The organism is Spirosoma lacussanchae, assembly GCF_005870035.1.
In the GTDB taxonomy this organism is placed as follows: Bacteria; Bacteroidota; Bacteroidia; order Cytophagales; family Spirosomataceae; genus Spirosoma; species Spirosoma lacussanchae.
In genome coordinates this window covers 21121-43744 of sequence record NZ_SWJG01000009.1, presented here as the reverse complement: position 1 = coordinate 43744, position 22624 = coordinate 21121, and the positions used below count along the sequence as shown (strand labels likewise).

Here is a 22624-nt window from a genome sequence, read left to right as displayed (position 1 = left end):
GTACTTGGTGATCGACTACCTGAACTACAGGCCTTTCTCACTCAATCACCAATCACTCCATCACTCACCAACATGATCCAGAACTATTCGACATACACCCCCGACGATCAGGCCGTCTGGGAATTGCTGTTCCGGCGGCAAATGGAGCGCCTGCCGGGCCGGGCCAGTCAGGCGTATATGGACGGGATCGTGGCTACGGGTTTTCCGAATGCCCGCATCCCCGATTTTGAGCGTGACCTCAATCCACGCCTGCTCCCCATTACGGGCTGGCGGGTTGTGCCGGTGCCGGGCCTGATTGGCAACCGTGACTTTTTCGAGCTAATGGCCGACCGGCAGTTTCCGGCCACTACCTGGGTTCGCAGCCGCGACCAGCTCGATTACCTGCCTGAGCCAGATATGTTTCACGATACGTTTGGGCACGTGCCGGTGCTGACGAATCAGTCGTTTTGCGATTTTCTGGCTGCCCTGAGCCGGATTGCCCTGCGGTTTGTAGATCATCCCGAAGCCATCGACATGATCTCTCGGCTATACTGGTATACCGTTGAGTTTGGACTCATTCAGGAGCCCGACGGACTGCGTATTTACGGCGGAGGAATTCTCTCATCGCCGGGCGAGACGATCTACGCCCTGGAGAGCAATGTGCCCGAACGCAGTCCGTATAATGTGGCTACCCTGCTCCAGACACCCTATATCATCGATCATTTTCAGGCTCGTTATTTCGTCATCGACTCCTACGAGCAGCTGTTCCACTCGGTACCCGAGATTGAAGCAACCCTGGAGGGGTTATTGGTTAGTTAGCCCGTTAGTGGTTAGCTTCGCGTCAGTAGCCGTCACGGATGGTCATTTGTCGGTTCGCAGCCGACGAGCGTCAGCCTGTTCGTGAGGGCCAGTGATCACTGAATAACCCAGTCCATGACCCATCCTTCTGATACCCGGGCCTATTTTTTTAAAATTGACACAACGATCAAGAAGATCCGGAATGCGCTGCAGAAGCAGTTTAACGAAGCCGGTTTCGACCTGACCGTTGACCAGTGGGTGGTTATTGATCATCTGTACCGAAACCCCGGCATCAGCCAGAACAACCTGGCCGAGATGACCACGAAAGATGCGCCTACGGTTACGCGCATCATCGACCTGCTCAGCCAGAAAGGGCTCACCGAACGCCGGATGGCCGACGATGACCGGCGGAAGTTTCTGGTTTTTCTGACCGAAGCCGGGGCGGCCAAACACCGGGAGGTACTCCCCGTTGTATCGGCCATGCGACGAAAAGGCTGGGGCGAACTCAGCGAAGAAGACTATCAGCACTTCGTTCGCATCATGGATTCTATCTATCAAAATATAAGTGAATGACGGGGCCGAACGGGGGCTGGTTTCAGCTCCATTCGGCCTGTTCTCTTCCTATGTACGGCATTTTCAGTTACGGCATCAGCAGCCCGCGGGTGGGCTACAAATACGGCAACCACATACTCGATCTGGAAGTAGCCGGTCTGCTGGGTTTTTTCGACGATCTCGGTTTCGATCCCAACGTGTTCACCCGCTCGGCCCTGAACGATTTCATAGCCCTGGGGAAACCGGTCTGGCGGGCCGTAGGTCAGCGTATCAGGCAGCTGCTGGCCAGCAACGAAGCGGGCCTGAACGGCGTTCGGGATCAGGTACTCATCGACGAAACACGGGCCAGACTCTACCTGCCGGTTCGGGTCGGTGATTATACCGACTTTTACGCGGGCATCTACCATGCCGAACACGTTGGCCAGATGTTTCGCCCCGACGCGGCTCCCCTCCTGCCCAACTACCGCCACCTGCCCGTAGCCTACCACGGCCGGGCGTCGAGCCTGGTGGTGTCGGGTACACCCATCCGCCGGCCGGCCGGTCAGCTACCAACACCCGATGGTCAGCCGACTTTCGGGCCGTCGCGGGCGCTGGATTTCGAGCTGGAGCTGGGGCTGATTATCGGCAAAAGCAATCCGCTGGGCGAACCCATTGCCGTCGATGAAGCCGAAGACTATATTTTCGGGATCACGCTCTTCAACGACTGGTCGGCCCGGGACATCCAGCGGTGGGAATACCAGCCGCTGGGGCCTTTTCTGGGGAAAAACTTCGGGTCGAGTATGTCGGCCTGGATCGTACCGCTGATCGATCTGGAGCCTTTTCGGGTAGCCGCGCAGCCTCAGGAGCCCGCTCCACTCCCGTATCTGCAGGGTACCCATTCCCCGTCGGCCTTTGATCTGGAACTGGAAGTCGTTCTGCACACCCCCGACGACGCCGACGGGATCGTCATCAGCCGAACCAACGCTCGCTACCTGTACTGGTCATTTGCGCAGATGGTAGCCCATCATACCGTCAACGGCTGTAACCTCACCGTAGGCGATGTACTGGCTACCGGCACCGTGTCGGGTCCGGAACCGGGCAGCTACGGTTCACTGCTGGAGCTGAGCTGGAACGGCACCCGCCCGCTGCATTTGCCTAACAACAGCAGCCGTACGTTCCTGCTCGATGGCGACCGGATCAGCCTGCGCGGCTGGGGATTTTCGAACGGCCTTCGGGTCGACCTGGGCGATGTGCATGGCGACATACAACCACCTCTATCGCATGACCACCATTAACCCCGCCGATCTCAAACCCCACGAGTTCTACCGGCTCCTGAACAGTGCCGTAGCTCCGCGTCCGATTGCGTTTGTCAGTACAATCAGTGCCGATGGCCATGTGAACCTGGCGCCGTATAGCTTCTTCAACGTATTCGGTTTCAACCCACCCATACTGGTATTTTCGCCCAGTCGTAACCGACACGGCCACAAAAAACATACGCTGCTCAACGTTGAGGAGGTGCCCGAGGTGGTTATCAACATGGTCAGTCATGCTATGGTCGAGCAGACGTCGCTGGCCAGTGCCGAGTTTGACCGACACGTCAGCGAGTTCACCAAGGCAGGTTTTACGGAAGCCCCCTCCGAACGGGTCCGGCCACCGCGCGTGGCCGAGTCGCCGGTATCGTTCGAGTGCGTCGTACGGCAACTGCTGCCCGTCGGCCCGGATAACGATGCCGATGGGCCGGGCGCCGGTACGCTGGTCATTTGCGAGGTCGTGCTGGCCCACGTACAGGACGGCTTTTTGAGCGCATCAGGCGCCGTTGACCCACACCGGATGGATCTCGTCGGCCGGCTGGGGGGCGACTGGTATGTTCGGGCGCAGGGCGATGCCCTCTTTGAGGTAAGTCGTCCGCAGATGGGCATTGGTATCGATCAGTTGCCAGCCGCCGTACGAAACAGTGCTATTCTGACCGGTAATGATCTCGGCAAATTGGGTAGTGTGCTCAGCCTGCCCACGCCCGACGAGGTCAACGAATATCGCCTGTCGGGCACGCTGACCGAGCTTTTCAACGAAGCCCGAACCGGTTGCCAGTACCTGCCCGACCTGCTTCACCTCCGCGCCAGACAACTTCTCGCCCAGAACAACGTCCGCGAAGCCTGGCTAACCCTGCTGTCGGCTTAACCCACCCGATCAGTGGCCGCAGATCCTGATCGTGGTGGCGTGAGCGAGTGAAAGCGTTTCGCGGGTCATACCGGCGTGGAAGTCGATGTATGACGGGTGCCCATCGAACCAGTCGAGTATAAACTGGCGCTTTAGCAGGGTTGGTTTTGTTAACAGATGCGACTGATAAGAGGAGTGTGGATAGGTTGTGAAGTCTGACACAAAGCCGTGCTTTAGGGGGTTGCTGTGCATATAAAAAACGAGCTGACTGAAGTACGTATCCTGATCGACCCACTCCCGATGAAAAGGCCCCTCGAATAAGCCGCCCGTCCGGCCCATCAGCGCGTTGACCGTTTGCGCGTGACTGTTGAACACATGCTTCCCAGCAACCGGGATGGCTCCGATAGCTTCGTCCAGCCGCGCTCCGTGCGCCAGCGTTGGGTATCTACTTCGTATGGTTCTTTGATGCGGACCAGTATGGGAAAGAGGTTGTTTAGCAGGCAGCCATCGTACCGTACTCTGACGGTGCGCCGACTGCTGGGGTTACCGAGCGTATGACTTTAGCCGACTTACGACCCGACCGCTAAACCAGTAGATGGAAGGTTGACTGGCGGGTGGCATGATGCCTTGAAACCAAACAAGCGTTGACCAATCGGGTTCTGTTAGGTAGAAAATCCATAAACGCTATGAAACCAACGCTTATGTCTGCCGCACTCCTGGCAGGTTTTTTGATAAACGCAGGCTGCGCATCCGACGACAGTACCAGCAAAGCCAATAAGGTCAACGAAGAACGAATCGATAAGCAGGCAATTGCCATCAGCGACGACGATAAAGACAAGGCAAAAGACGTCTCCAAAAGCCTCGTCGATCTGGCCAGTATGAGCATGACCGAGTACGAGCTGAGCAAGGTTGCGTTTCAGCGAGCCACCAATCCGCAGGTTAAGGCGCTGGCCCAGCAGGCCATGAACGAACATCAGCAGTCGGAACGGGATCTGCGGGCGCTGGCCCGTCAGCTGAACGTCACCCTGCCGACGACTATGGCCCGGGAGGGTAAGAGCCGAATCGATGACCTACAGGATGCTCAGGCAGGTACTGCTTTCGACATCGACTACCTCTCCGAGATGGCCAAGGTCAACGATAAGGCCCTCGATATAGCCGATGATCTTGACGATAACGCTCCCAACGACGCGGTAAAGGAGCTTGCCAAAAAGGTACAGACTAACGACGAGAAGCATAAGGACCAGGCCAAACAGCTCAAAAATGTACTGGAGTAACCACGACCTGCGAAGACTGGCCTGTCTGCTGCTCACAGCGACGCCCCTGTGGCTGGGGAGCTGCTCGGCCCGAAAAGACAGTACAAAAGTGGCCGAAGCAACTAACGATAGTCTGATCGAACAAGTAACGCCCGATCAGGAGTCGCGTTTGCCCGCCGACTCTAAAGCCAATGCCAAAGACGTAGCTGAATTTATGGGAACCGTCGCAAACGCCAGCCAGACGGCCCGTACGCTCAGCGAACTGGCGCTGGAACGGACTACCGATCCAACCGTGAAAGCCCTGGCCCAGCGGTCGGTCGATCAGGAACGTCGGCACAAGGCCAGCCTCGACAGCGTGGCCCGGACCTACGCCATTGTGCTGCCTCAAACGTTATCGACGGATAGCGAATCGATGGTCAATGCGCTGCGGGGTGAGAAAGCCGGTGCTGATTTCGATAAGCGCTACCTGCGCTACCTGGCCGACCTGTACGATCAGCTGGTTAGCAAAACCAAGAACCTCAACCAGAACGCCAGCAGTCCGACAGTTAAAAACCTCGCCCTAACCATCTCCGCCCACGCCGACGACCTCATGACCGAAGCCGAAAAAGCGAAACGTTAATAATGATGAGTGATGAATGATCATCGTAGGCACCCGTGTCCCCACGGACACGGGTAACTCCCCCACTCATCGCTCATCGTTCATCACTCATCATTAAAATCAGTAGCCGCGGGCGGTGTTGTCGGCGCGGGGGTCCGATGCCCCTTCGTAGCTGCCGTCGGGCCGAATCAGCACGCAGTCCATGCGTCCGAGGGTGTTGGTCATTCGTTCGAGCACGTAACCCCGGTTTTGTAGCGACTGAACGGTCGTTTCAGAAAAAGCGCCGTTCTCGAATGTCGTTTTATCGGGGAGCCACTGATGATGGAATTTCAGGGCGTTGACCGCCTGCTGCATGGTCATACCATGCTCGATCACGTTCAGGATGGTCTGATAGACCGACGTAATGATGGTAGATCCGCCGGGCGTACCGACAACCATAAACAGTTTACCGTCTTTTTCCAGAATAGTGGGCGTCATGCTCGACAGCATCCGCTTGTTGGGTGCAATGGCGTTGGCCTGATTCCCGATCAGCCCGAACATGTTGGGAACGCCGGGCTTTACGCTGAAATCGTCCATCTCGTTGTTCAGGAAGAAGCCGGCTCCTCCCACGACTACGCGACTGCCATAGCCCCCGTTCAGGGTCGTTGTGATGCTGACCGCATTGCCGTCTTTATCGACGACCGAGAAGTGGGTAGTTTCGAGGCTCTCGTAGCCCGGAATCGTGCCGCCCCGTACGGCTTGGCTGTCGGTGGCTTTGGCAAACGAGAAGTCGATCCAGCGGCTGCGCAGGTAGTCAGGACTCATCAGTTGCTGGGTTGGCACTTTTATGAAATCAGGATCACCCAGAAATTTGGCCCGGTCGGCATAGACGCGCCGTTCGGCTTCGATCATCACCTGTACCGTACTGTCGCGGTTCCAGCCCCACCGACGCAATGGAAACGGTTCCGTAAACCGCATCAGCTGCACCAGCGCTACCCCACCGCTCGACGTAGGGGGCATGGTGATAACCGTATACTGTTTGTAGGCCGCCTTGATGGGCTCGCGCCAGACCGAATGGTAGTTGCTCAGATCGGCTTCGGTAATCAGGCCGCCCCCGCGCTGCATCTCTTCGGCAACCAGCCGGGCCGTTTCGCCTTCGTAGAAGCCCGCCCGCCCCTGTGCCTGTATGCGTTGCAGGGTTCTGGCCAGATCCGTCTGCACCAGCCGGTCCCCTTTGTGCCAGGTAAGGGTATCGGCCGGAACGGTGCTTTTCAGGAAATAAGGCTTGCCGGGATTGATTCGGTTCAGGTCATTTTTGATCCGGTTGAGCCCCAGCGCATCGCGTTCGGTGAGCGCGAACCCCCGGGCCGCCAGATCAATAGCTGGCTGGAGCACCTGCGTCCACGACAGTTTGCCGAAGCGTTTGTGGGCTTCGACCATCCCATCTACCGAGCCCGGCACCCCGCTGGCCAGGTGACCACTGATGCTCAGCCCCGCCCGTACGTTACCGAGCGAGTCGAGGTACATATTCTGCGTGGCCTGGCCCGGCGCTTTTTCGCGATAGTCGAGCGTGTAGGCCTTGCCGTCGCGGTCGCGGTAAACCATGAAGCCGCCCCCGCCAATGTTACCCGCACCCGGATACACGACCGCCAGCGCAAACTGCACCGCCACGGCTGCGTCGACCGCGTTGCCCCCCGCCTGCAAAATAGCCAGCCCGACCGCCGACGCTTCGGGATGCGCCGACGCCACCATGCCGTTACGCCCGATTACGCCCTGCCGGTCCGAATAGAACGGCTTTACGGATGGGTCTTCGTCGCGGTACTGGTAAACGCCCTGGCTTTCCTGAATACGGGTTGTCGATGCAGTCGTACCGGGCGACTGGGTCTTACAGGCCGCCAGCGATGCAGCCAGCAGTAGAGCATGGGGTAGGATACGTTTTATCATGGAGCCAACAGGTTGTATGAGCGTATTGGGACAATAACAAAAGAAATCACAGAATCGGTAGAAACCAAACCCCGCCCTGGCTCATAGCCAACAGCGTTTGCCTGTAGCATGAAGCTGGTCAGGAACGTTTCACCAACCACTTATCCGCCCAGGCTGCGCATCCGTCCGAAAACCGTTGGTAGTCGGCTAAAGACGCCGTATATTCATACACTCGTTTTTCCACCCGGCCCGCTCCGGCGGTTTGTCCTTTATACAACGTGCAGTTTATTCGCCAGACGTTCGAAAGTTTCCGGTTTGCGTGGCAGGCGCTACGCTCGAATCTGCTTCGTACCACCCTCTCTCTGCTGGGCGTTACGATTGGCATATTTGCCATCATTGCCGTTTTTACGCTGGTCGACTCGCTGGAGCGTAACATCAAAGACAGCCTGTCGTTCATCGGCGACAAGGTCGTTTACATAGAAAAATGGCCGTGGTCGTTCGGGGGCGAGTATCAGTGGTGGAAGTATTTCCAGCGGCCCGAGCCGAGCATGAACGAATACAAATTCCTGGCCGAGCGACTCGAAACCGCCCAGGCCGTTGTAGCGCTCGACTTCAAGGGACGCGTAACGATAAAGCAGGGAAATAACAGCATGTCGTCCCTGATTCAGGGCACCACCTTCGACTATAACAAGATCTCGGACGTCCCCATCGAACAGGGCCGTTATTTCACCCAGCAGGAGATAGACAACGCCCGCAACGTAGCCATCATCGGGTCCGACGTGGCCGACAATCTGTTTCCAGGTCAGGAGCCGGTTGGTCAGTCCTTCAAACTGAATGGACTCAACTACGTAGTCATCGGGGTTCAGGAGCGTAAAGGGGAAAGTATCCTCAACGTGGGGGGCAATCCCGATATCAAATGCCTGATTCCGATCGGTGCGTTTGCCAAGATGTTCCACTCCATCAACCCGAGTATCAGCATAGCCGTCAAAGGATACGACGACGACCAGGGGTTGCTTGAACTGGAGAGCGAAATTCGGGGGCTGATGCGTACCCGCCGGGGTGTGCGGCCTACTCAGGATGATAACTTCGCCATCAACCGGCCCGAAGCGCTGGCCCAGGCGATTGGCGGCATTTTTGGCGTGCTGACCGTAGCGGGCTGGGTCATTGGCGGATTCTCGATCCTGATTGGCGGGTTCGGCATTGCCAACATTATGTTCGTCAGCGTACGGGAGCGGACCAACATCATCGGCATTCAGAAATCGCTGGGCGCCAAGAACTACTTTATCCTCTTCCAATTTCTGTTCGAAGCCGTGCTGCTGAGTCTGGTGGGCGGACTGGCGGGAATTTTCTTCGTATATCTGCTTTCCTTCGTGAATCTGGGCAGCCTGGACCTTGAGCTGACGGCCGGCAACATCATTCTCGGCCTGGGCGTATCGAGCGTGATCGGGATTCTGTCCGGCATCATTCCGGCATTTTCGGCTGCCCGTATGGACCCCGTTATCGCCATCCGGGCCAAGTAAACCCGATTACCAGTTAGTCACGAACACGGTCAGCTCCTGTCGGCAGCCAGTGTCCTGGAAAAACCAGTCCTCCATGGCTGGAACCTGGTACTTTATTAATCAAAACCTTACCAATGTGGTTTAGGTCTATATGGGCTACCGATTTGGAAGCACCTGACTTTGGCATTTATCTTCACGCCGGAATTACACAGCCGCATTCGGTTCAATTGGCTCTTTAGTAGATCAGTTGGATATAAGCCGTCTGGACTTACCTACCGTATACACCGTAACGTAATGACTAAACGCCTTCGATATCCTCGTTCTAACTAGTAGCTTTTACATGATTCTCATTGTTGATGACAGGCCAGAAAATATTCTTCCCCTCAAGAAGATTCTCGAACTGCATCGTTTTTCGGTCGATACAGCCGGTTCGGGGGAAGAAGCCCTGAAGAAAGTGCTTAAGAACGCCTACTCTGTCATCATCCTCGACGTTCAGATGCCAGGGATGGACGGCTTCGAGGTGGCCAATGCCATTGCCGGTTTTAGCAAAGCCCGCGACACCTCCATCATTTTTCTGTCGGCGGTCAACACCGAGAAGCGGTTTATCACCAAAGGCTATACCGCCGGGGGCGTCGACTACCTGACCAAACCCGTCGACCCGGATATTCTGGTGCTGAAAGTAAAGACCCTTCGGAAGCTGTACGAACAGCAGCAGGAGCTACGCACCATTCAGGATTCGCTCCGCAAAGAAGTCGACGTTCGCAAGCGCGCCCAGGAAGAGCTGGCGGACCGGGTTCAGGAACTACAGACCGTGCTGGCGACCCTGCCGCAGATGGCCTTTACCATTACCCCCGACGGCAAACTTGAATACGTGAACGAACACTGGTTCCGGTACGCGGCCAGCCCAACCACCTTTCCCGACATCCACGCCGACGATGACATCTGCCCCGGCTGGGAATCGTGCCGCGATGCGGTTACCGAGTTTACCCGCGAGGTACGGCTCAAAAACGTCAGTACGGGCGACTACCGCTACCACCTGCTGCGCATTCTGCCGATCCGGCAACAGGACGTGCTGACCCGCTGGATCGGGACGTTTACCGACATTCACCCCCAGAAGCAGGCTGCCGAACTGCTCGAACAACAGGTCGAAATCCGGACCAACGAGCTGCTGCTTAAGAACGCTGAGCTGGAACGCACCAATCACGAACTGCAGCAGTTTACGTGGGTGGTGTCGCATGACCTGAAAGAGCCGCTCCGAAAAATTCAGCTCCTCAACGATACGATCAAAGAGAAATACCTCAAAGACAACGACGAAGCGGTTTCGTACCTCGACCGCTCCATCCGGTCGTCGGCGCGGATGTCGGCGCTGATCAACGACCTGCTGGCGTACTCGCAGCTGTCGGCGCCCGAACCGTTTCAGCCAACCGACCTCAACGACCTGCTCGACGACCTGTTGCTCGACTTCGACGATGTGATCAGCCGCCGGTCGGCGCTCGTTACGGTGGCGCCCCTCCCCGTTCTGGATGTCATACCGACCCGCATCCGGCAGGTTTTCCAGAACCTGATCAGCAATGCGCTTAAGTTTTCGCAGCCCGATCAGCCGCCCGTCATCAGCATCTTCGGCGAGCGCATCGACCGGAAAGCCATCGATGGCGACCCCGCCGATGAGGGTCCGTTCTGCCGACTTGTGGTACAGGATAACGGCATCGGCTTCGACGAGAAATTCCTCGACCGGATCTTTGTTATTTTTCAGCGACTCCACAGCCGCACCAGCTACGAAGGCACGGGCATCGGGCTGGCCATTGCCAAAAAGAACATCGACAAACATAACGGCCTGATCTCGGCCCGGAGCCGCCCCAACGAGGGCACGCGGTTTATTCTGATCCTGCCGGTCAACCAACCCCAGCGGCTCTCTGATTCCAGCTCACTGTAAGTCCCTATTTATTTGCACACATGCCACCAACCTCAACGTCGAACTCGGTAATCCGGCAGCTACAACTCGTTTTTTCCCTATCAACGCTGCTGCTGCTAATTAGCCTGACCGCTTCGTTCTACAGCATCCAGAAACTGATCAGCAACTCGCAGCTGGTCAACCGCACCAACCAGGTCCTGATTGAATCGGAGAATATTATCTCCTTCATGAAAGACGCCGAAACAGGGCAGCGTGGCTATCTGCTGACGCTCGACCCCCAGTTTCTGCAACCCTACGAAGGCAGCCGGCAGAAAGTACTGGCCAGCCACGAACGACTCCGCGACCTCACCAGCGATAACCCCGCGCAACAGAAAAACCTGACGCAGGCGAAAGGGCTGTACGAGGCCAAGTTTGCGCAGATGCAGCGGATCATCAACATGGTCGTTCGCAACAGAGGGTTCAGCCGGGATACCGTAGCCCGCCATCGGGAGATGGTACGCGGCAGGCAGGTGATGGACGAGCTACGGACTGTTGTGGAGCGGATGAAAGCCGAAGAGAACGCCCTGCTGCGCAGCCGCACGCAGCAACAGCAGGTCTATATTACCTATACGCCCTTCCTGCTGGTTATATCGGCCATTATTTCTATGCTGATTACCGCCTTCACCTACGTCCGTATCAAAAAAGATATGGACGACCGGATTGCGCGGCAGCAGGAAGCCGAAGAGAAATACATCGAAACGGCCGGGCGGATTGCCGTCATGGAAGACATTACCCAGAGCATTGCGGCTGGTAACTACGCCGTCAGAAGTCAGGACACCAAAGACGACGAGCTGGGCCGTATTGCGCGGGCGCTGAACCAGATGGCCGGCGCGCTCGAACAGACCTTTACCGATCTCAACGCCAGAAACTGGCTGCAGAGCGGAGCCGTCCGCATCAGCGACGCTATTCGGGGTGAACGCGACATCAACCGGCTGGCTACCCGTCTGATCGATACCATGGCCGACTACCTCCGGGCTCCGCTGGGTACAATCTACCTCCTCGATAACAACCTCACCTTCTCACTGGCCGGCAGTTTTGCCGCCAAAAACGTGCCTGTCACCGTCAAATCCGGCGAAGGGCTGGTTGGCCACGTCATCGAACGCAAAAAAACGATGGTGGTCGACAACGTACCCGCCGACTACAGCCGGATCAGCTCGTCGCTGGGCGAAGCGGTACCCAACGCGCTGCTGCTGACTCCGCTCGTGTACGGCGATACCTGCCTGGGCGTGCTGGAGCTGGGCCTGCTGGACAAACCCGACCCGCTGACGCTCGAATTTGTGGAAGCCAACCGCGAAGGGATGGCCATGGGCGTCAATGCCGCGCTGGATTACGTCAAGCTCCAGAATTTCCTCGAAGAAACCCAGGCCCAGGCCGAAGAGCTGCAGGCGCAGCATAGCGAAATGGAGAACCTGAACGCCGAGCTGGAAATGCAGGCCCAGAAGCTGCAAGCGTCGGAAGAGGAATTGCGAGTTCAGCAGGAAGAGCTCCAGCAAACCAATACCGAACTCGAAGAGCGGGGCCTGCTGCTGGAAGAAAAAAACAACGACATCCAGAAAAAAGCCGACGAGCTGGAGCTGGCCACGCGCTACAAGTCCGAATTTCTGGCCAATATGTCGCACGAGCTGCGGACGCCCCTCAACTCGATTCTGCTGCTGAGCCGCCTGCTGGCCGAAAATACCGAAGCCAACCTCAACGACGATCAGGTCGAGTACGCGCGGGTCATTCAGTCATCGGGCAACGGGCTGCTGGGGCTGATCGACGAAATCCTCGACCTGTCGAAGATCGAAGCCGGGCAGATGAAACTCGAATACCAGGAGGTAGCCCTGACCGACATCACCGACGAACTCCAGGCCCTGTTCGGTATGCTGGCCCGCGAAAAAGGGCTCGACTTCACCATCACGACGGCACCCGACGTGCCCGCCCTGATCGAAACCGACCGGACCCGACTCGGGCAGATACTGAAAAACCTCCTCTCCAACGCCCTTAAGTTTACGGCTGCGGGCAGCGTATCGCTGGCTGTCGAGCGGGAGACGTCGCGGCCCAACGCGCTCTGTTTCATCGTAACCGATACGGGCATTGGCATACCTGCCGAGAAGCAGCCGCTGATCTTCGAAGCCTTCCAGCAGGCCGATGGGTCGACCAAGCGCAAGTACGGCGGCACCGGTCTGGGCCTGTCGATCAGCCGCGAGCTGGCCAAGCTGCTGGGTGGTGAGATCACCCTCCGGAGCCAGGTCGACAAGGGCAGTACGTTTACTATTCACCTGCCCATTTCGCCGAACCAACCGGTCAGTTCGGCCAGCCCATCACCGACCCAGCCTGAGCCGACGCCCATCCCGGTAGCCGCTCCGCCCCAACGCCCGGCTGCGGAGCCTGGCCGGTACATCAGCACCGTTATTCCGGAAGCCATCCCCGACGATCGGCACACCATTACGGAGCAGGACAAAACGCTGCTGATCGTGGAAGATGATACCAGCTTCGCCAAATCGCTGCTCGACTACACCCGCAAGAAAGGCTACAAAGGAATTGTGTCGGTTCGGGGCGACGAGGGCCTCCAGCTGGCCATGACATACAAACCGGTGGGTATTCTACTCGATATTCAGCTGCCCGTTATGAGCGGCTGGGAGGTGATGGACGCGCTGAAAGCCAACCCGCAGACCCGCCCCATTCCGGTACATATCATGTCGTCGCACAAGCTCAGGAACGAGAGTCTGATGAAAGGGGCCATCGACTTTGTCGATAAGCCAATGGCGTTTGAACAGATGCAGGATGTGTTCAAAAAGATCGAGTACGTCCTCAACCGCGACCCCAAAAAGGTACTGATCATTGAAGATAACCCCAAACATGCCAAAGCCCTGGCCTATTTCCTGGAAACATTCGATATCAGCTCGGAGCTGAAGAGCAACGTGACGGAAGGGATCGATGCGCTGAAGCGCCGGGAGGTTGACTGCGTCATTCTGGACATGGGCATTCCCGACCATAAAGCCTACGAGACGCTGGAAGAAGCCAAAAAGAACCCTGGTTTCGAGAACTTGCCTATCATCATTTTTACCGGCAAAAGCCTGTCTATGGCCGAGGAGCTCCGAATCAAGCAATATGCCGACTCGATCATTGTCAAGACGGCCCACTCGTACCAGCGCATGCTCGACGAGGTGTCGCTGTTTCTGCACCTGGTCGAAGAGAACAAAGCCGCCAGCGGCACCAACGGCGCCAGCAAGAAGCTCGGTGGCCTGAGTCAGGTGCTGACCAACAAAACGGTGCTGGTCGCCGATGATGATGTTCGGAATATATTTTCGCTGTCGAAAGCCCTGGAGCAGTACAACATGACCGTCATTGCCGCGCTGGATGGCAAAGAAGCCCTGCAGAAACTGGCCGAAAACCCCGACGTCGACGTGGTGCTGCTCGACATGATGATGCCCCAGATGGATGGTTACGAAACCGCCCGCCAGATTCGGGAGCAGTATCAGTGGCGCAACCTGCCCGTCATTGCCGTAACGGCCAAAGCCATGACCGGCGACCGGGAAAAATGCATTCAGGCGGGCGCATCGGACTACATCACCAAACCCGTTGACATTGACCAGCTCGTTTCCCTGCTGCGCGTCTGGCTCTACGACCGGGCGTAGCTGTAGTGGATTAGCTGACGCCTATGAGACGCGAGGGCCGGGGCGCCGGGGCGGTCGCGTCTCTACATTGTGATCCGTGCGGTCGGGGCGCCGACCGCACGGACCACAGTGACAAACCGCACAGCAAAACCCGGCCAGACTTTCAAACTCAACTACCTTCTCCTCAAACATCCCTGACACATGCCAAAAAAACGAATCCTGATTATTGACGATGACGCCCGGAATATATTCGCCCTGACCGCTACGCTGAAGGCCAGATCGTTCGAGTGTGTGTCCTGCCTGAACGCCCGCGATGCCCTGGACATCCTCAAAACCGAGAGCCCGATCGATGCCATCCTGATCGATATGATGATGCCCGACATGGACGGTTACGAAGCCATTCCGCGCATCAAAAACCTCGACAGCCGACGCAACACCCCTATCTTTTCGGTGACGGCGCAGGCTATGGTCGGCGATCGGGAAAAATGCCTGCGCGCGGGCGCGACCGACTACATTGCCAAGCCCATTGATGTAGACCGGCTGCTGCAACTGCTGTCGACTATCTGATGAATGACTATGATTGAGGAGGAAGAAATCGATCTGTTATTAAAAGACCTCTATGAGGTATACGGTTATGACTTTACGCAATACGCCCGGGCGTCGCTGAAACGACGCATCAACCGTCTGTGGACGCTCGACAAGTTTCCGAGCTTTGCCGAACTGCGCTACCGGGTCCGCTCCGATCCCGATTACCTGAAACGGTTCGTGGAAGAGCTGACCGTAAACGTAACCGAGATGTTCCGCGACCCCATGTACTACCGAACTCTGCGCGCCGAAGTACTGCCAACCCTGATGGCCAAGCCGTTTATCCGGATCTGGCACGCGGGCTGCTCAACGGGCGAAGAGGTTTTCTCGATGGCTATTCTGCTAAAAGAAGCCCGGCTGCTGCACAAGTCGATTCTGTACGCCACCGACCTCAACCCCGAAGTACTGGAATCGGCCCGCCAGGGTATTTTCTCGATGAGCACCATGAAGCAGTACTCCGAAAACTACATCCTGTCGGGTGGCACAACCGATTTTTCGACCTATTACACAGCGCATTACGGACGGGTGAAGTTCAACGAAGAGCTGGCCGAGAAAATGGTTTTTTCGACGCATAACCTGGTATCTGACCGGTCGTTCAATGAGTTTGACCTGATCCTGTGCCGAAACGTGCTGATCTATTTTACGAAGACATTACAGGAGCGGGTCCTTACGCTATTTGATGAGAGTCTGGCTCCGCTCAGCTACCTGGGGCTGGGCAGCAAGGAAACCCTGAAATTTTCCAGCATCCAGCCCCGCTACAAACAACTCGAAGGCGAAAAAATATGGCGGAAAATAGGCTAAACGCGGGTCATTCTGTCGACTGTAGGGTTGTCGTTATTGGCGGTTCTACCGGTAGCATCGATGTGCTGCTGCGGTTGCTGCCTGCTTTACAGCCCCCCCTGTCGTTTGCGCTCATCATTGTGGTGCATCGCCGGAATACGGCCGACTCCACGCTGGCCCATCTGTTCTCCCTCAAAACGTCCGTTCCGGTCAAGGAAGTAGACGACAAAGACGTTATCCGGCCCGGCACGATCTACCTGGCCCCGGCCGATTACCACCTGCTGCTCGAACGCGACGGCACCTTCTCACTCGACGATTCCGAGAAAATCAATTACAGCCGCCCGTCCATCGACGTTACCTTCGAGTCGGCAGCCGACGTATGCGGGTCGTCGCTGGTGGGGGTGCTGCTGTCGGGGTCCAACGCCGACGGAACCGCTGGGCTGAAGGCCATCAAAAGCATGGGCGGTTTTACGGTTGTTCAGGAGCCCGATACGGCTCAGGTTGGGTTTATGCCGCAACAGGCTATATCGGGCGGAGCCGCCGACTATGTATTCGACATTCCGGGGCTGATCCGGTTTATCAACGACCTCAACACGACTCGTAGTCGCTGAGAGTCAGTCGAAGCCGTTTTTCCACTTCTGCGCAATGGCCAGGGCCGTTTCGAGCATGGCAGGCTGCCACGTTTCTACCGCCCAGTTGGACCGGGCCAGCCCCGACCCGGCCAGCCGTTGCTGCGCCTGTGCGCAACTTACCGACGTTTCCAGAATGTCTGACAGTTCGAGTTGCTGCGCATACAGCAGCGGGTCTTCCAGCGGGCTGGAGTCAGGCACGTGGAACCGGCGCGGCAGAAACGAGTGATTGATCAGGGAGTTGCGGATCTGGTTGGCGGTCTGTACGATATGGTCCATCCACAGAAAATCCTGTTGAAACTGGCTCTGCTGCCCATCGGTCTGCAGGCCCGCCCCCAGCTGCTCCAGCACGACATAGCGGAGGTTCGGGCACAGGTCGATGGCCTGTTTCAGCAGCCGGAAAACGTCGGCCGGCACCGCATCGTCGTGCGTATCGCGCCGGATGGTCCGGCCCGGCTCAACAGCCGACGGCGCCCAGCTTCCGCCCGAGAGGTGAATTTCGCGCACCCGATAGAGCGGATACAGCGACAGCAAAGCGTCCGGTTCAACGCCAAAATTCCGGCTCTGGCAGTAGAGGTTGTGTAAGTCGAGTATGATAAACCCGTTAACGGGCTCGATCAGCTGGCTCAGAAAAGCGCCGTGCCGGTTAACCTCATCGATCGTATAAGCGAACGCCAGATTTTCGAGACCTACCGGGCAGCGGCAGGCGTCCTGCAAGCGCACCAGCCGGTCGCGGCCGATGGCCAGTGTCGACTCGGTAAACGGAATACTCATGGGAGCCCCTTTGTGGAAGTCGGCTCCGGTCATGAACCCGAAATGTTCGGTAACATGGTCAAACCGGTAGGTCCGGCTGAGCGATCTCAGCTGATCCAGCCACTGCTGCTGCGCCCCCGTCCAACGGCCCGAGAACAGGGAGTAGAAAACCCCGTGGCCTACCAGGCAACCCGCTTCGCTGTAGGTACGGAGCAGCTCGCCAAACCAGTCAGGCATGGATCGTTGGTTAATCAGCGCATCGAACGACCATTCGATAGCGCCTACTTTCTCGTCGGCAAAGAGCGGCAGCGCAGCCCGCAGTATATGGCTGTCGAGGTTACAGGCTATCGATGAGCGAATGTCGATCATAGGTAGGGATTATCCCATGCCGCAGGCCGGGCAGTTGTCGGGTAGTTTCCGTTGCTGCTCTTTCTTCGCTTCTTCTTTTTTTGGTTTCACAAGGCCGTCTTTGCAGCTGCTGCCAACGGTCGTTACGGCTACGGCCAGCGCCATGGCCTGCAAAATTGGTTTGGAGATTTTCATACGTTCAGGAACAGGAATGGGTGAAACAACAAGCCACCCGCTCACTGGCAGGCAGTTCTGTTCTCCAGACCCGCTTGTCGGCTCCGCGGTTGGAAAAGCAACCGTTTTTTTACGGGAGACACGCCAAAAAAAGCGCCGGCAACCTGAAGTCGCCGGCGCGTTGGACATCGTACGAAAAAATCCGTTTACCGTTCGATGCGGAAGATGTGCATGGGCAGCACGTAAGGGTCCAGCTCCACGTAGTTCCATTCGCCCTTCCAGGTGTAGTAGGCCCCCGTTAGCAGATCGTGGACCTGATACGACTCGTCGCCACCGATGCCCAGCTGCCAGATCGGCACCTGAACCATACCGGCCCGGCGCTGGTACGCATCCGTATTGACCACGATCAGCAGGCGGTTGCTGGCAGCCGTTTTCAGATACGCCATAATCGCATCGTCGCTAACGGTGCAAAAGGTCAGGTTGTTGGTCTGCTGCAGGGCGGCATTCTCGCGTCGGATGCGGTTGGTCAGCCCGATGAGGTAGGTCAGCTTATTGGTTTTGTTCCAGTCCCAGTACCGGATTTCATACTTTTCGGAATTCAGGAATTCTTCTTTGTTGGGGAACGGCACATGTTCCATCAGCTCGAACGACGGGCCGTAAATGCCGTAGTTGCTCGACAGCGTAGCCGCCATGAAGTACCGGATCAGGAACTGCGGCTCGTGGCCCCCCTGCAGGCTATACGGGTTGATATCGTGCGTGGTTGGCCAGAAGTTAGGCCGGAAATAGTGCCGCATCTCGCCCTGGGTCAGTTCCGTCAGGTACTCCTGCATCTCGGCTTTGGTATTCCGCCAGGTGTAGTAGGTATAGGAATGGGCAAACCCACGCTTGGCTAGCTCCTGCATCACTTTAGGCTTGGTGAAAGCCTCGGACAGAAACAGCATATCCGGGTACTCTTTCTTGACTTCGGCAATGAGCCACTCCCAGAACGCAAACGGTTTGGTATGCGGGTTATCGACGCGGACAATACGCACGCCCCACGACCCCCACACGAGCAATATCCGTTTCAGCTCCAGCCATAGGTTCTGCCAGTCTTCGGTTTCGAAATAAACGGGGTAAATATCCTGGTATTTCTTGGGCGGATTTTCGGCGTACTGAATACTTCCGTCGGGCCGTTTTTTGAACCACTCGGGGTGTTCTCTAGCCCAGGGGTGATCGGGCGAACACTGAATGGCGAGGTCCATGGCTACCTCCATGTCGTAGTTGGCAGCAATGGCAATCAGGTGCTTAAAATCCTCGACCGTGCCCAGTTCGGGGTGGATGGCGTCATGCCCGCCCAGCTCCGACCCAATTCCGTAAGGTACCCCCGGCTCGCCCGGCTGGCAAATTACCGAGTTGTTTTTGCCTTTGCGGTGCGCCATCCCGATTGGATGGATGGGCGGCAGGTACAGCACGTCGAAACCCATGCCGGCAATGCGCGGCAGCAAAGCCTCCACATCGCGGAAGGTTCCATGCTTGCCCTCCTCCCGCGCGGCCGAGCGGGGAAACAGACAGTACCAGGTGCTGAAGCCAGCTCTGGCCCGGTCTACCTCAACGCCCAGCTCGGAACTGTACCGTGCAGGATGCTGGCGCTCGGGATATCGTTTGGCGAAGAAGGTAAACTGGTCGCTTTCGGCTACTGACACCGCTTCGTCGTAACGGCTCTCGTCGCGGAACAGAGTAGCCATCTCGCGCAGCGCTTTCAGGTCGGCTGATTCATCGGCCGCTTTGGCTCCTTTCCGGGCGGGTTTCGTGTCGCCACCGGCCCGCCGGATGAGTCCGTCAACGTATTGCGCGCCCGCCAGCAGTTCGCTCGTGATGCGCTGGCCATCGGCTACTTTCAGGTGTATTTCGTGTTGCCAGGAGGCCAGGTGGTCGACCCAGCCTTCGATGGTGTAGGTATAACGGCCCTGCTTCTCAACCACAAACGACGCCCCCCAGCGGTCGTTGCCCAGCAGCGCCATGGCCGTTTCGCGGTAGCTTTCCTCGTCGGCATGTTTGTAGAGCAGCCGGACCGACAGGTAGTCGTGTCCATCGGCAAATACATCGGCCTCTACCGCGATCACATCGCCCGGCACGGCTTTGATGGGGAAGCGCCCCCCGTCGAGTTCAGGGCTGACGCGTTCGATCACCACTCGCGATTGTCCGTCGATGAGCGGCAATGCGACAGCCACGGGTAGTGTCGCATCGGCAGATACAGTTGGAGCCACGGCCGACGCTTTACTACGCGAACGGGCAGGTGCTGTTTTGGGACTATTCATTCGTGATACACGTAAGTTAGTTGACGTTCAAAGTGGTTTTTCAGGCCAGAACCGTGCTGCAAAGAAACAGTGCAGCCGCCGTTTTATGCTAAAAACCCGGCGTCCGAATTTACGGACGGGAACAAAACGCCCTTACTTCGTAACGCATAACACCCGCAATTGTCACGAAACAGCCCCTAACTAATCCAAACTTATCGGGCTCCGTCGGCGCTGGCCCAGCCAACGGCCAGCTGCCCTACAGCCGTCCCCGAGCGAGCCCCCGCGTCGATATCGAACCGGTACTGGACGCCCCCGTACAGTTGCGAGAGGGTAGCTTCGGCCGCCTGGGCTTTCAGCACCTCGGCTTCGTTCGGGAAGAGATACACCAGCACCGTAGTTGCCGCATTGGCCAGGAGGGCATGGGTAGACGGGTAGCCCGGCATGTTCGGAATTCGTACGGCCGTTTTGATGGCTGGGTCAACCTGCGAAGGACGGGGTACAAAATAGGTGAAGCTGGTTCGCCAGCCCACGGTGGCGCCATCCTGCATGGCTCGGTTCACGAGCGCATACGTCCGCGCCGACCGCAGTTCATTTTGTCCATACTGCCGTACGAGGTCTTCGGCAATGCGGTTCCAGTGGCCGGGGGTGGTGTAGGTACCGCTGCCGTCGGACCAGAACTCGGCGATGCGCCACTGGTCGCGGGTGCGGGTGTTGGCCAGGTCGCGAACTTCGGCTAGCGCCTGCTGAAAAGCGGGGGTCGTGGTGGCGGGAGGAGCAGCGGGCAGCGCCCGGGCTATGGCCGTCGAGTCGAACCAGGTTCGGGTCGTGCCAGCCAGCGGGAGCATGGGCGGCCGGGCCGGTATATCCAGACTTTTCCAGGTCAGGTCGTAAGGCGCGCGGCTCCGCAGGCTTTCCCAGGTACTGTTGGGGTCGCGGGCCCGATCGAACCGGTCGTTGCGGGCGTAGGCGATGGCTTTAGCGGCTACCGCAGCGGCCAGCTCTTCACCGGCTTTCAGATCACTCGGTACGCAGGCGCCCGCCCAGACCCGGCTTTGTTTGTGTTCAGCGGCTTTGGCTTTCAGCCAGGCCGTCTCGCCCGGAAAGAAATACGCCAGCACCTGACACGACGCTTCGGCTACGGCCGCATCTTCTGACGGATACGACGGCACGTCGAGGATCGGCACCCGCGCCAGAATGCCCTGCCGTTCCAGCGAGGGGCGGTTGTAACGAAACTTGGCCCGCCACGATACGACCAGCGCATCGTACTGAGCCACACTGAGCAGGGCATAGAGCCGGGCGGCATAAGGCGCACTGGCCACCGGTTTCGTGGCGTCGTAGGGCGCATACTGGCCCGTAGCTTCGTCATAAGCCGCATCGACATTATACTTGGAAACCAGCAGTCGGGCAATCTGATTCCAGCGCTGCACACTCCCGGCGGCCCAGTAGTTGACGGCCGTATTCTGCTCGGGCGTGGCGCTGAGCAATCCATTTTTGACCGCCGTCAGCTCGCTCTGGTAGGCGTCGGAGGTGGTGGCGGCTGGCTGCGGAACGGCAATGTCGGCTGCCGACGTCAGGAGCACTGTTCGCCAGGTACCGCCCGTTGAGTCGGTCGAGGTGGGGGTTACGAATGGCAGAATGCCCTCATCGATGGTCGGCTCCTTACAGGCCGACAGTCCCGTGAGCAGCGAGAGGGTAACGAATAGACTGGCGTATGTTTTCATCGGTCGCGTTCGCCCGGTGGGCCGGGTGAGGTTATAGAAAAGCCGAAAGGCCGATTGGTCTGGTTATAATCCGATAATGAACCCCCCGCTGAGTCGCGTCGATTTGCCAACATTCTGGCCGTCGAGGGTGGTGCTGTAGGCGCCCGTCAGCCCAAACTTCCGGATCAGCGGCACGTAGAGGCTAGCCCCGGCCCGCGTGAATCCCACCGCGTTGGTTGGGTAGGGAATTCCGGGCGCAATGTCGGTTCCTTTGCTGTAGGGCGACTGCTGCTGCCACCACCCGTCAACGTAGAAATACTTCGTAGAGAAGCCCGACCGAACCACGATGTCTGTCACATCGGGCACGTTGACTTTCGAGCCGCTGTTGGGGTTGAGGTTATCAGGCTGATAATAGTTGGCCACCCGATCAAGAGAAACCGCTCCCCGCCGGATGTAGCCGTACTGGCCAGTCAGGAAGAACGCACCGGCTTTAAAATGTAGCATGGTGCGGCCGTCGAGGTTCCGGGACCCGTGACCGATGGTGACGGGAGCGTCAATGACATAGTTCTGCAGGGGAAGCGAATAGCCCAGCGCAAAGAGCCACGACAGCCGGGTTTTTCCGAACTTATAGTCGTAAGCTTCCCAGCGGAGGGCAGCCGTAAGATCCTGAAACCCCTCCTGTTTGGGCCAGTAGCCCGCGCTGGCTTCGGTGCGAACGTAAGGAGCGTTAACGATCAGGTCCAGGTCGTAGCCCAGGCCGTAGGTGGCGTAGAGGTTCAGTGACTGGGTGCTGACGGTACCGAGGTTCGGATCGCGGATTTCGCGCGTACCTACGTAATAGCTATCGAAGGATTCCTGCGAATAGGTCAGGGCCAGACTGGCTTTGCGCTGCCCGCGCATGAACCCATCTACCAGCCCCTGGGCACGGGCAAACGGGTCGACAAAAAGAGTGAGCAGAGAAATAGCAATGGGTACGATTCGGCGCATGGCTACGGTTTAGTATCGTAAAGATAAACGGCCCATCCCCCCGCCCATTGTAAAAATCGATATTCCGCGTCAACGGCCAGCCCATTTTTCGACTGTCCGGCCTACCGGATTAACGTTTTGCGGTT

General features: G+C 57.7%; 19 protein-coding genes. 12 read left to right on the top strand and 7 right to left on the bottom strand.

Annotation, left to right across the window (positions count from 1 at the left end; translation table 11 throughout):
• Positions 1-51 precede the first annotated feature (51 nt).
• The 4 genes from FBR45_RS22390 (at position 52) to FBR45_RS22375 (ending at position 3486) form a co-directional block, all read left to right on the top strand.
• On the top strand, positions 52-798 hold the full coding sequence (locus FBR45_RS22390; protein ID WP_262709541.1) for a phenylalanine 4-monooxygenase: 747 nt from the start codon (positions 52-54) through the stop codon (positions 796-798).
• Between the two features lie 114 nt (positions 799-912).
• A complete protein-coding gene (locus FBR45_RS22385) occupies positions 913-1350 on the top strand; it encodes a MarR family winged helix-turn-helix transcriptional regulator (RefSeq protein WP_138506505.1) in 438 nt (145 codons plus the stop codon).
• A 50-nt stretch (positions 1351-1400) separates the two neighbouring features.
• A complete protein-coding gene (gene fahA, locus FBR45_RS22380) occupies positions 1401-2603 on the top strand; it encodes a fumarylacetoacetase (protein ID WP_138506503.1) in 1203 nt (400 codons plus the stop codon).
• The gene (locus FBR45_RS22375) at positions 2590-3486 is read left to right on the top strand and encodes a flavin reductase family protein (protein ID WP_138506500.1); all 897 of its coding nucleotides are present in this window, start codon (positions 2590-2592) and stop codon (positions 3484-3486) included. Before fahA ends, FBR45_RS22375 begins: the two co-directional genes overlap by 14 nt.
• 9 nt (positions 3487-3495) lie before the next feature.
• Here FBR45_RS22375 and FBR45_RS22370 read toward each other — a convergent pair whose 3' ends face one another.
• Complete coding sequence (locus FBR45_RS22370; RefSeq protein WP_138506498.1) at positions 3496-3840, bottom strand: hypothetical protein; 345 nt, start codon at positions 3838-3840, stop codon at positions 3496-3498.
• 311 nt (positions 3841-4151) lie between these two features.
• Between FBR45_RS22370 and FBR45_RS22365 the strand changes: the two genes are divergently transcribed.
• Entirely contained in the window at positions 4152-4739 is a 588-nt protein-coding gene (locus FBR45_RS22365; protein WP_138506496.1) for a DUF4142 domain-containing protein, read from the top strand.
• Positions 4726-5337: a DUF4142 domain-containing protein gene (locus tag FBR45_RS22360; RefSeq protein ID WP_138506494.1), complete on the top strand. Its 612-nt coding sequence runs from the start codon at positions 4726-4728 to the stop codon at positions 5335-5337. The genes FBR45_RS22365 and FBR45_RS22360 overlap by 14 nt, the downstream gene beginning before the upstream one ends.
• Positions 5338-5436: 99 nt before the next feature.
• Here FBR45_RS22360 and ggt read toward each other — a convergent pair whose 3' ends face one another.
• Positions 5437-7239: a gamma-glutamyltransferase gene (gene ggt, locus FBR45_RS22355; protein ID WP_138506492.1), complete on the bottom strand. Its 1803-nt coding sequence runs from the start codon at positions 7237-7239 to the stop codon at positions 5437-5439.
• Between the two features lie 257 nt (positions 7240-7496).
• Here ggt and FBR45_RS22350 point away from each other — a divergent pair, with 257 nt between their 5' ends.
• The 6 genes from FBR45_RS22350 to FBR45_RS22325 all read left to right on the top strand — a co-directional run bounded on the left by FBR45_RS22350 (position 7497) and on the right by FBR45_RS22325 (position 16243).
• Positions 7497-8738, top strand: a complete 1242-nt coding sequence (locus tag FBR45_RS22350) for an ABC transporter permease (RefSeq protein ID WP_138506490.1) — start codon at positions 7497-7499, stop codon at positions 8736-8738.
• Positions 8739-9057: 319 nt separating this feature from the next.
• The gene (locus tag FBR45_RS22345) at positions 9058-10650 is read left to right on the top strand and encodes a response regulator (RefSeq protein ID WP_138506488.1); all 1593 of its coding nucleotides are present in this window, start codon (positions 9058-9060) and stop codon (positions 10648-10650) included.
• Between the two features lie 20 nt (positions 10651-10670).
• Positions 10671-14288 carry a response regulator gene (locus FBR45_RS22340; protein WP_138506486.1) on the top strand — a complete coding sequence of 1206 codons (3618 nt, stop codon included), beginning with the start codon at positions 10671-10673 and terminating at the stop codon, positions 14286-14288.
• Positions 14289-14468: 180 nt separating this feature from the next.
• Entirely contained in the window at positions 14469-14834 is a 366-nt protein-coding gene (locus FBR45_RS22335) for a response regulator (protein ID WP_138506483.1), read from the top strand.
• Between the two features lie 9 nt (positions 14835-14843).
• The gene (locus tag FBR45_RS22330) at positions 14844-15653 is read left to right on the top strand and encodes a CheR family methyltransferase (RefSeq protein WP_138506481.1); all 810 of its coding nucleotides are present in this window, start codon (positions 14844-14846) and stop codon (positions 15651-15653) included.
• Positions 15635-16243 (top strand): chemotaxis protein CheB, encoded by a 609-nt coding sequence (locus FBR45_RS22325; RefSeq protein ID WP_138506479.1) that lies wholly within the window; start codon positions 15635-15637, stop codon positions 16241-16243. Before FBR45_RS22330 ends, FBR45_RS22325 begins: the two co-directional genes overlap by 19 nt.
• A 3-nt stretch (positions 16244-16246) precedes the next feature.
• Here the strand turns inward: FBR45_RS22325 and FBR45_RS22320 are convergent, their stop codons facing one another.
• The 5 genes from FBR45_RS22320 to FBR45_RS22305 form a co-directional block, all read right to left on the bottom strand.
• Positions 16247-17383, bottom strand: coding sequence for a multinuclear nonheme iron-dependent oxidase (locus tag FBR45_RS22320; protein ID WP_138506478.1), 1137 nt, complete (start codon positions 17381-17383; stop codon positions 16247-16249).
• A 9-nt stretch (positions 17384-17392) separates the two neighbouring features.
• Positions 17393-17557 (bottom strand): chryseobasin-related MNIO class RiPP peptide, encoded by a 165-nt coding sequence (locus tag FBR45_RS26445; protein ID WP_171044941.1) that lies wholly within the window; start codon positions 17555-17557, stop codon positions 17393-17395.
• A gap of 185 nt (positions 17558-17742) precedes the next feature.
• The gene (locus tag FBR45_RS22315; RefSeq protein ID WP_138506476.1) at positions 17743-19833 is read right to left on the bottom strand and encodes an alpha-1,4-glucan--maltose-1-phosphate maltosyltransferase; all 2091 of its coding nucleotides are present in this window, start codon (positions 19831-19833) and stop codon (positions 17743-17745) included.
• A 191-nt stretch (positions 19834-20024) separates the two neighbouring features.
• A complete protein-coding gene (locus FBR45_RS22310; protein ID WP_138506473.1) occupies positions 20025-21533 on the bottom strand; it encodes a phosphatase PAP2 family protein in 1509 nt (502 codons plus the stop codon).
• A 63-nt stretch (positions 21534-21596) separates the two neighbouring features.
• A complete protein-coding gene (locus FBR45_RS22305; protein WP_138506471.1) occupies positions 21597-22499 on the bottom strand; it encodes a hypothetical protein in 903 nt (300 codons plus the stop codon).
• Between the last annotated feature and the right edge of the window lie 125 nt (positions 22500-22624).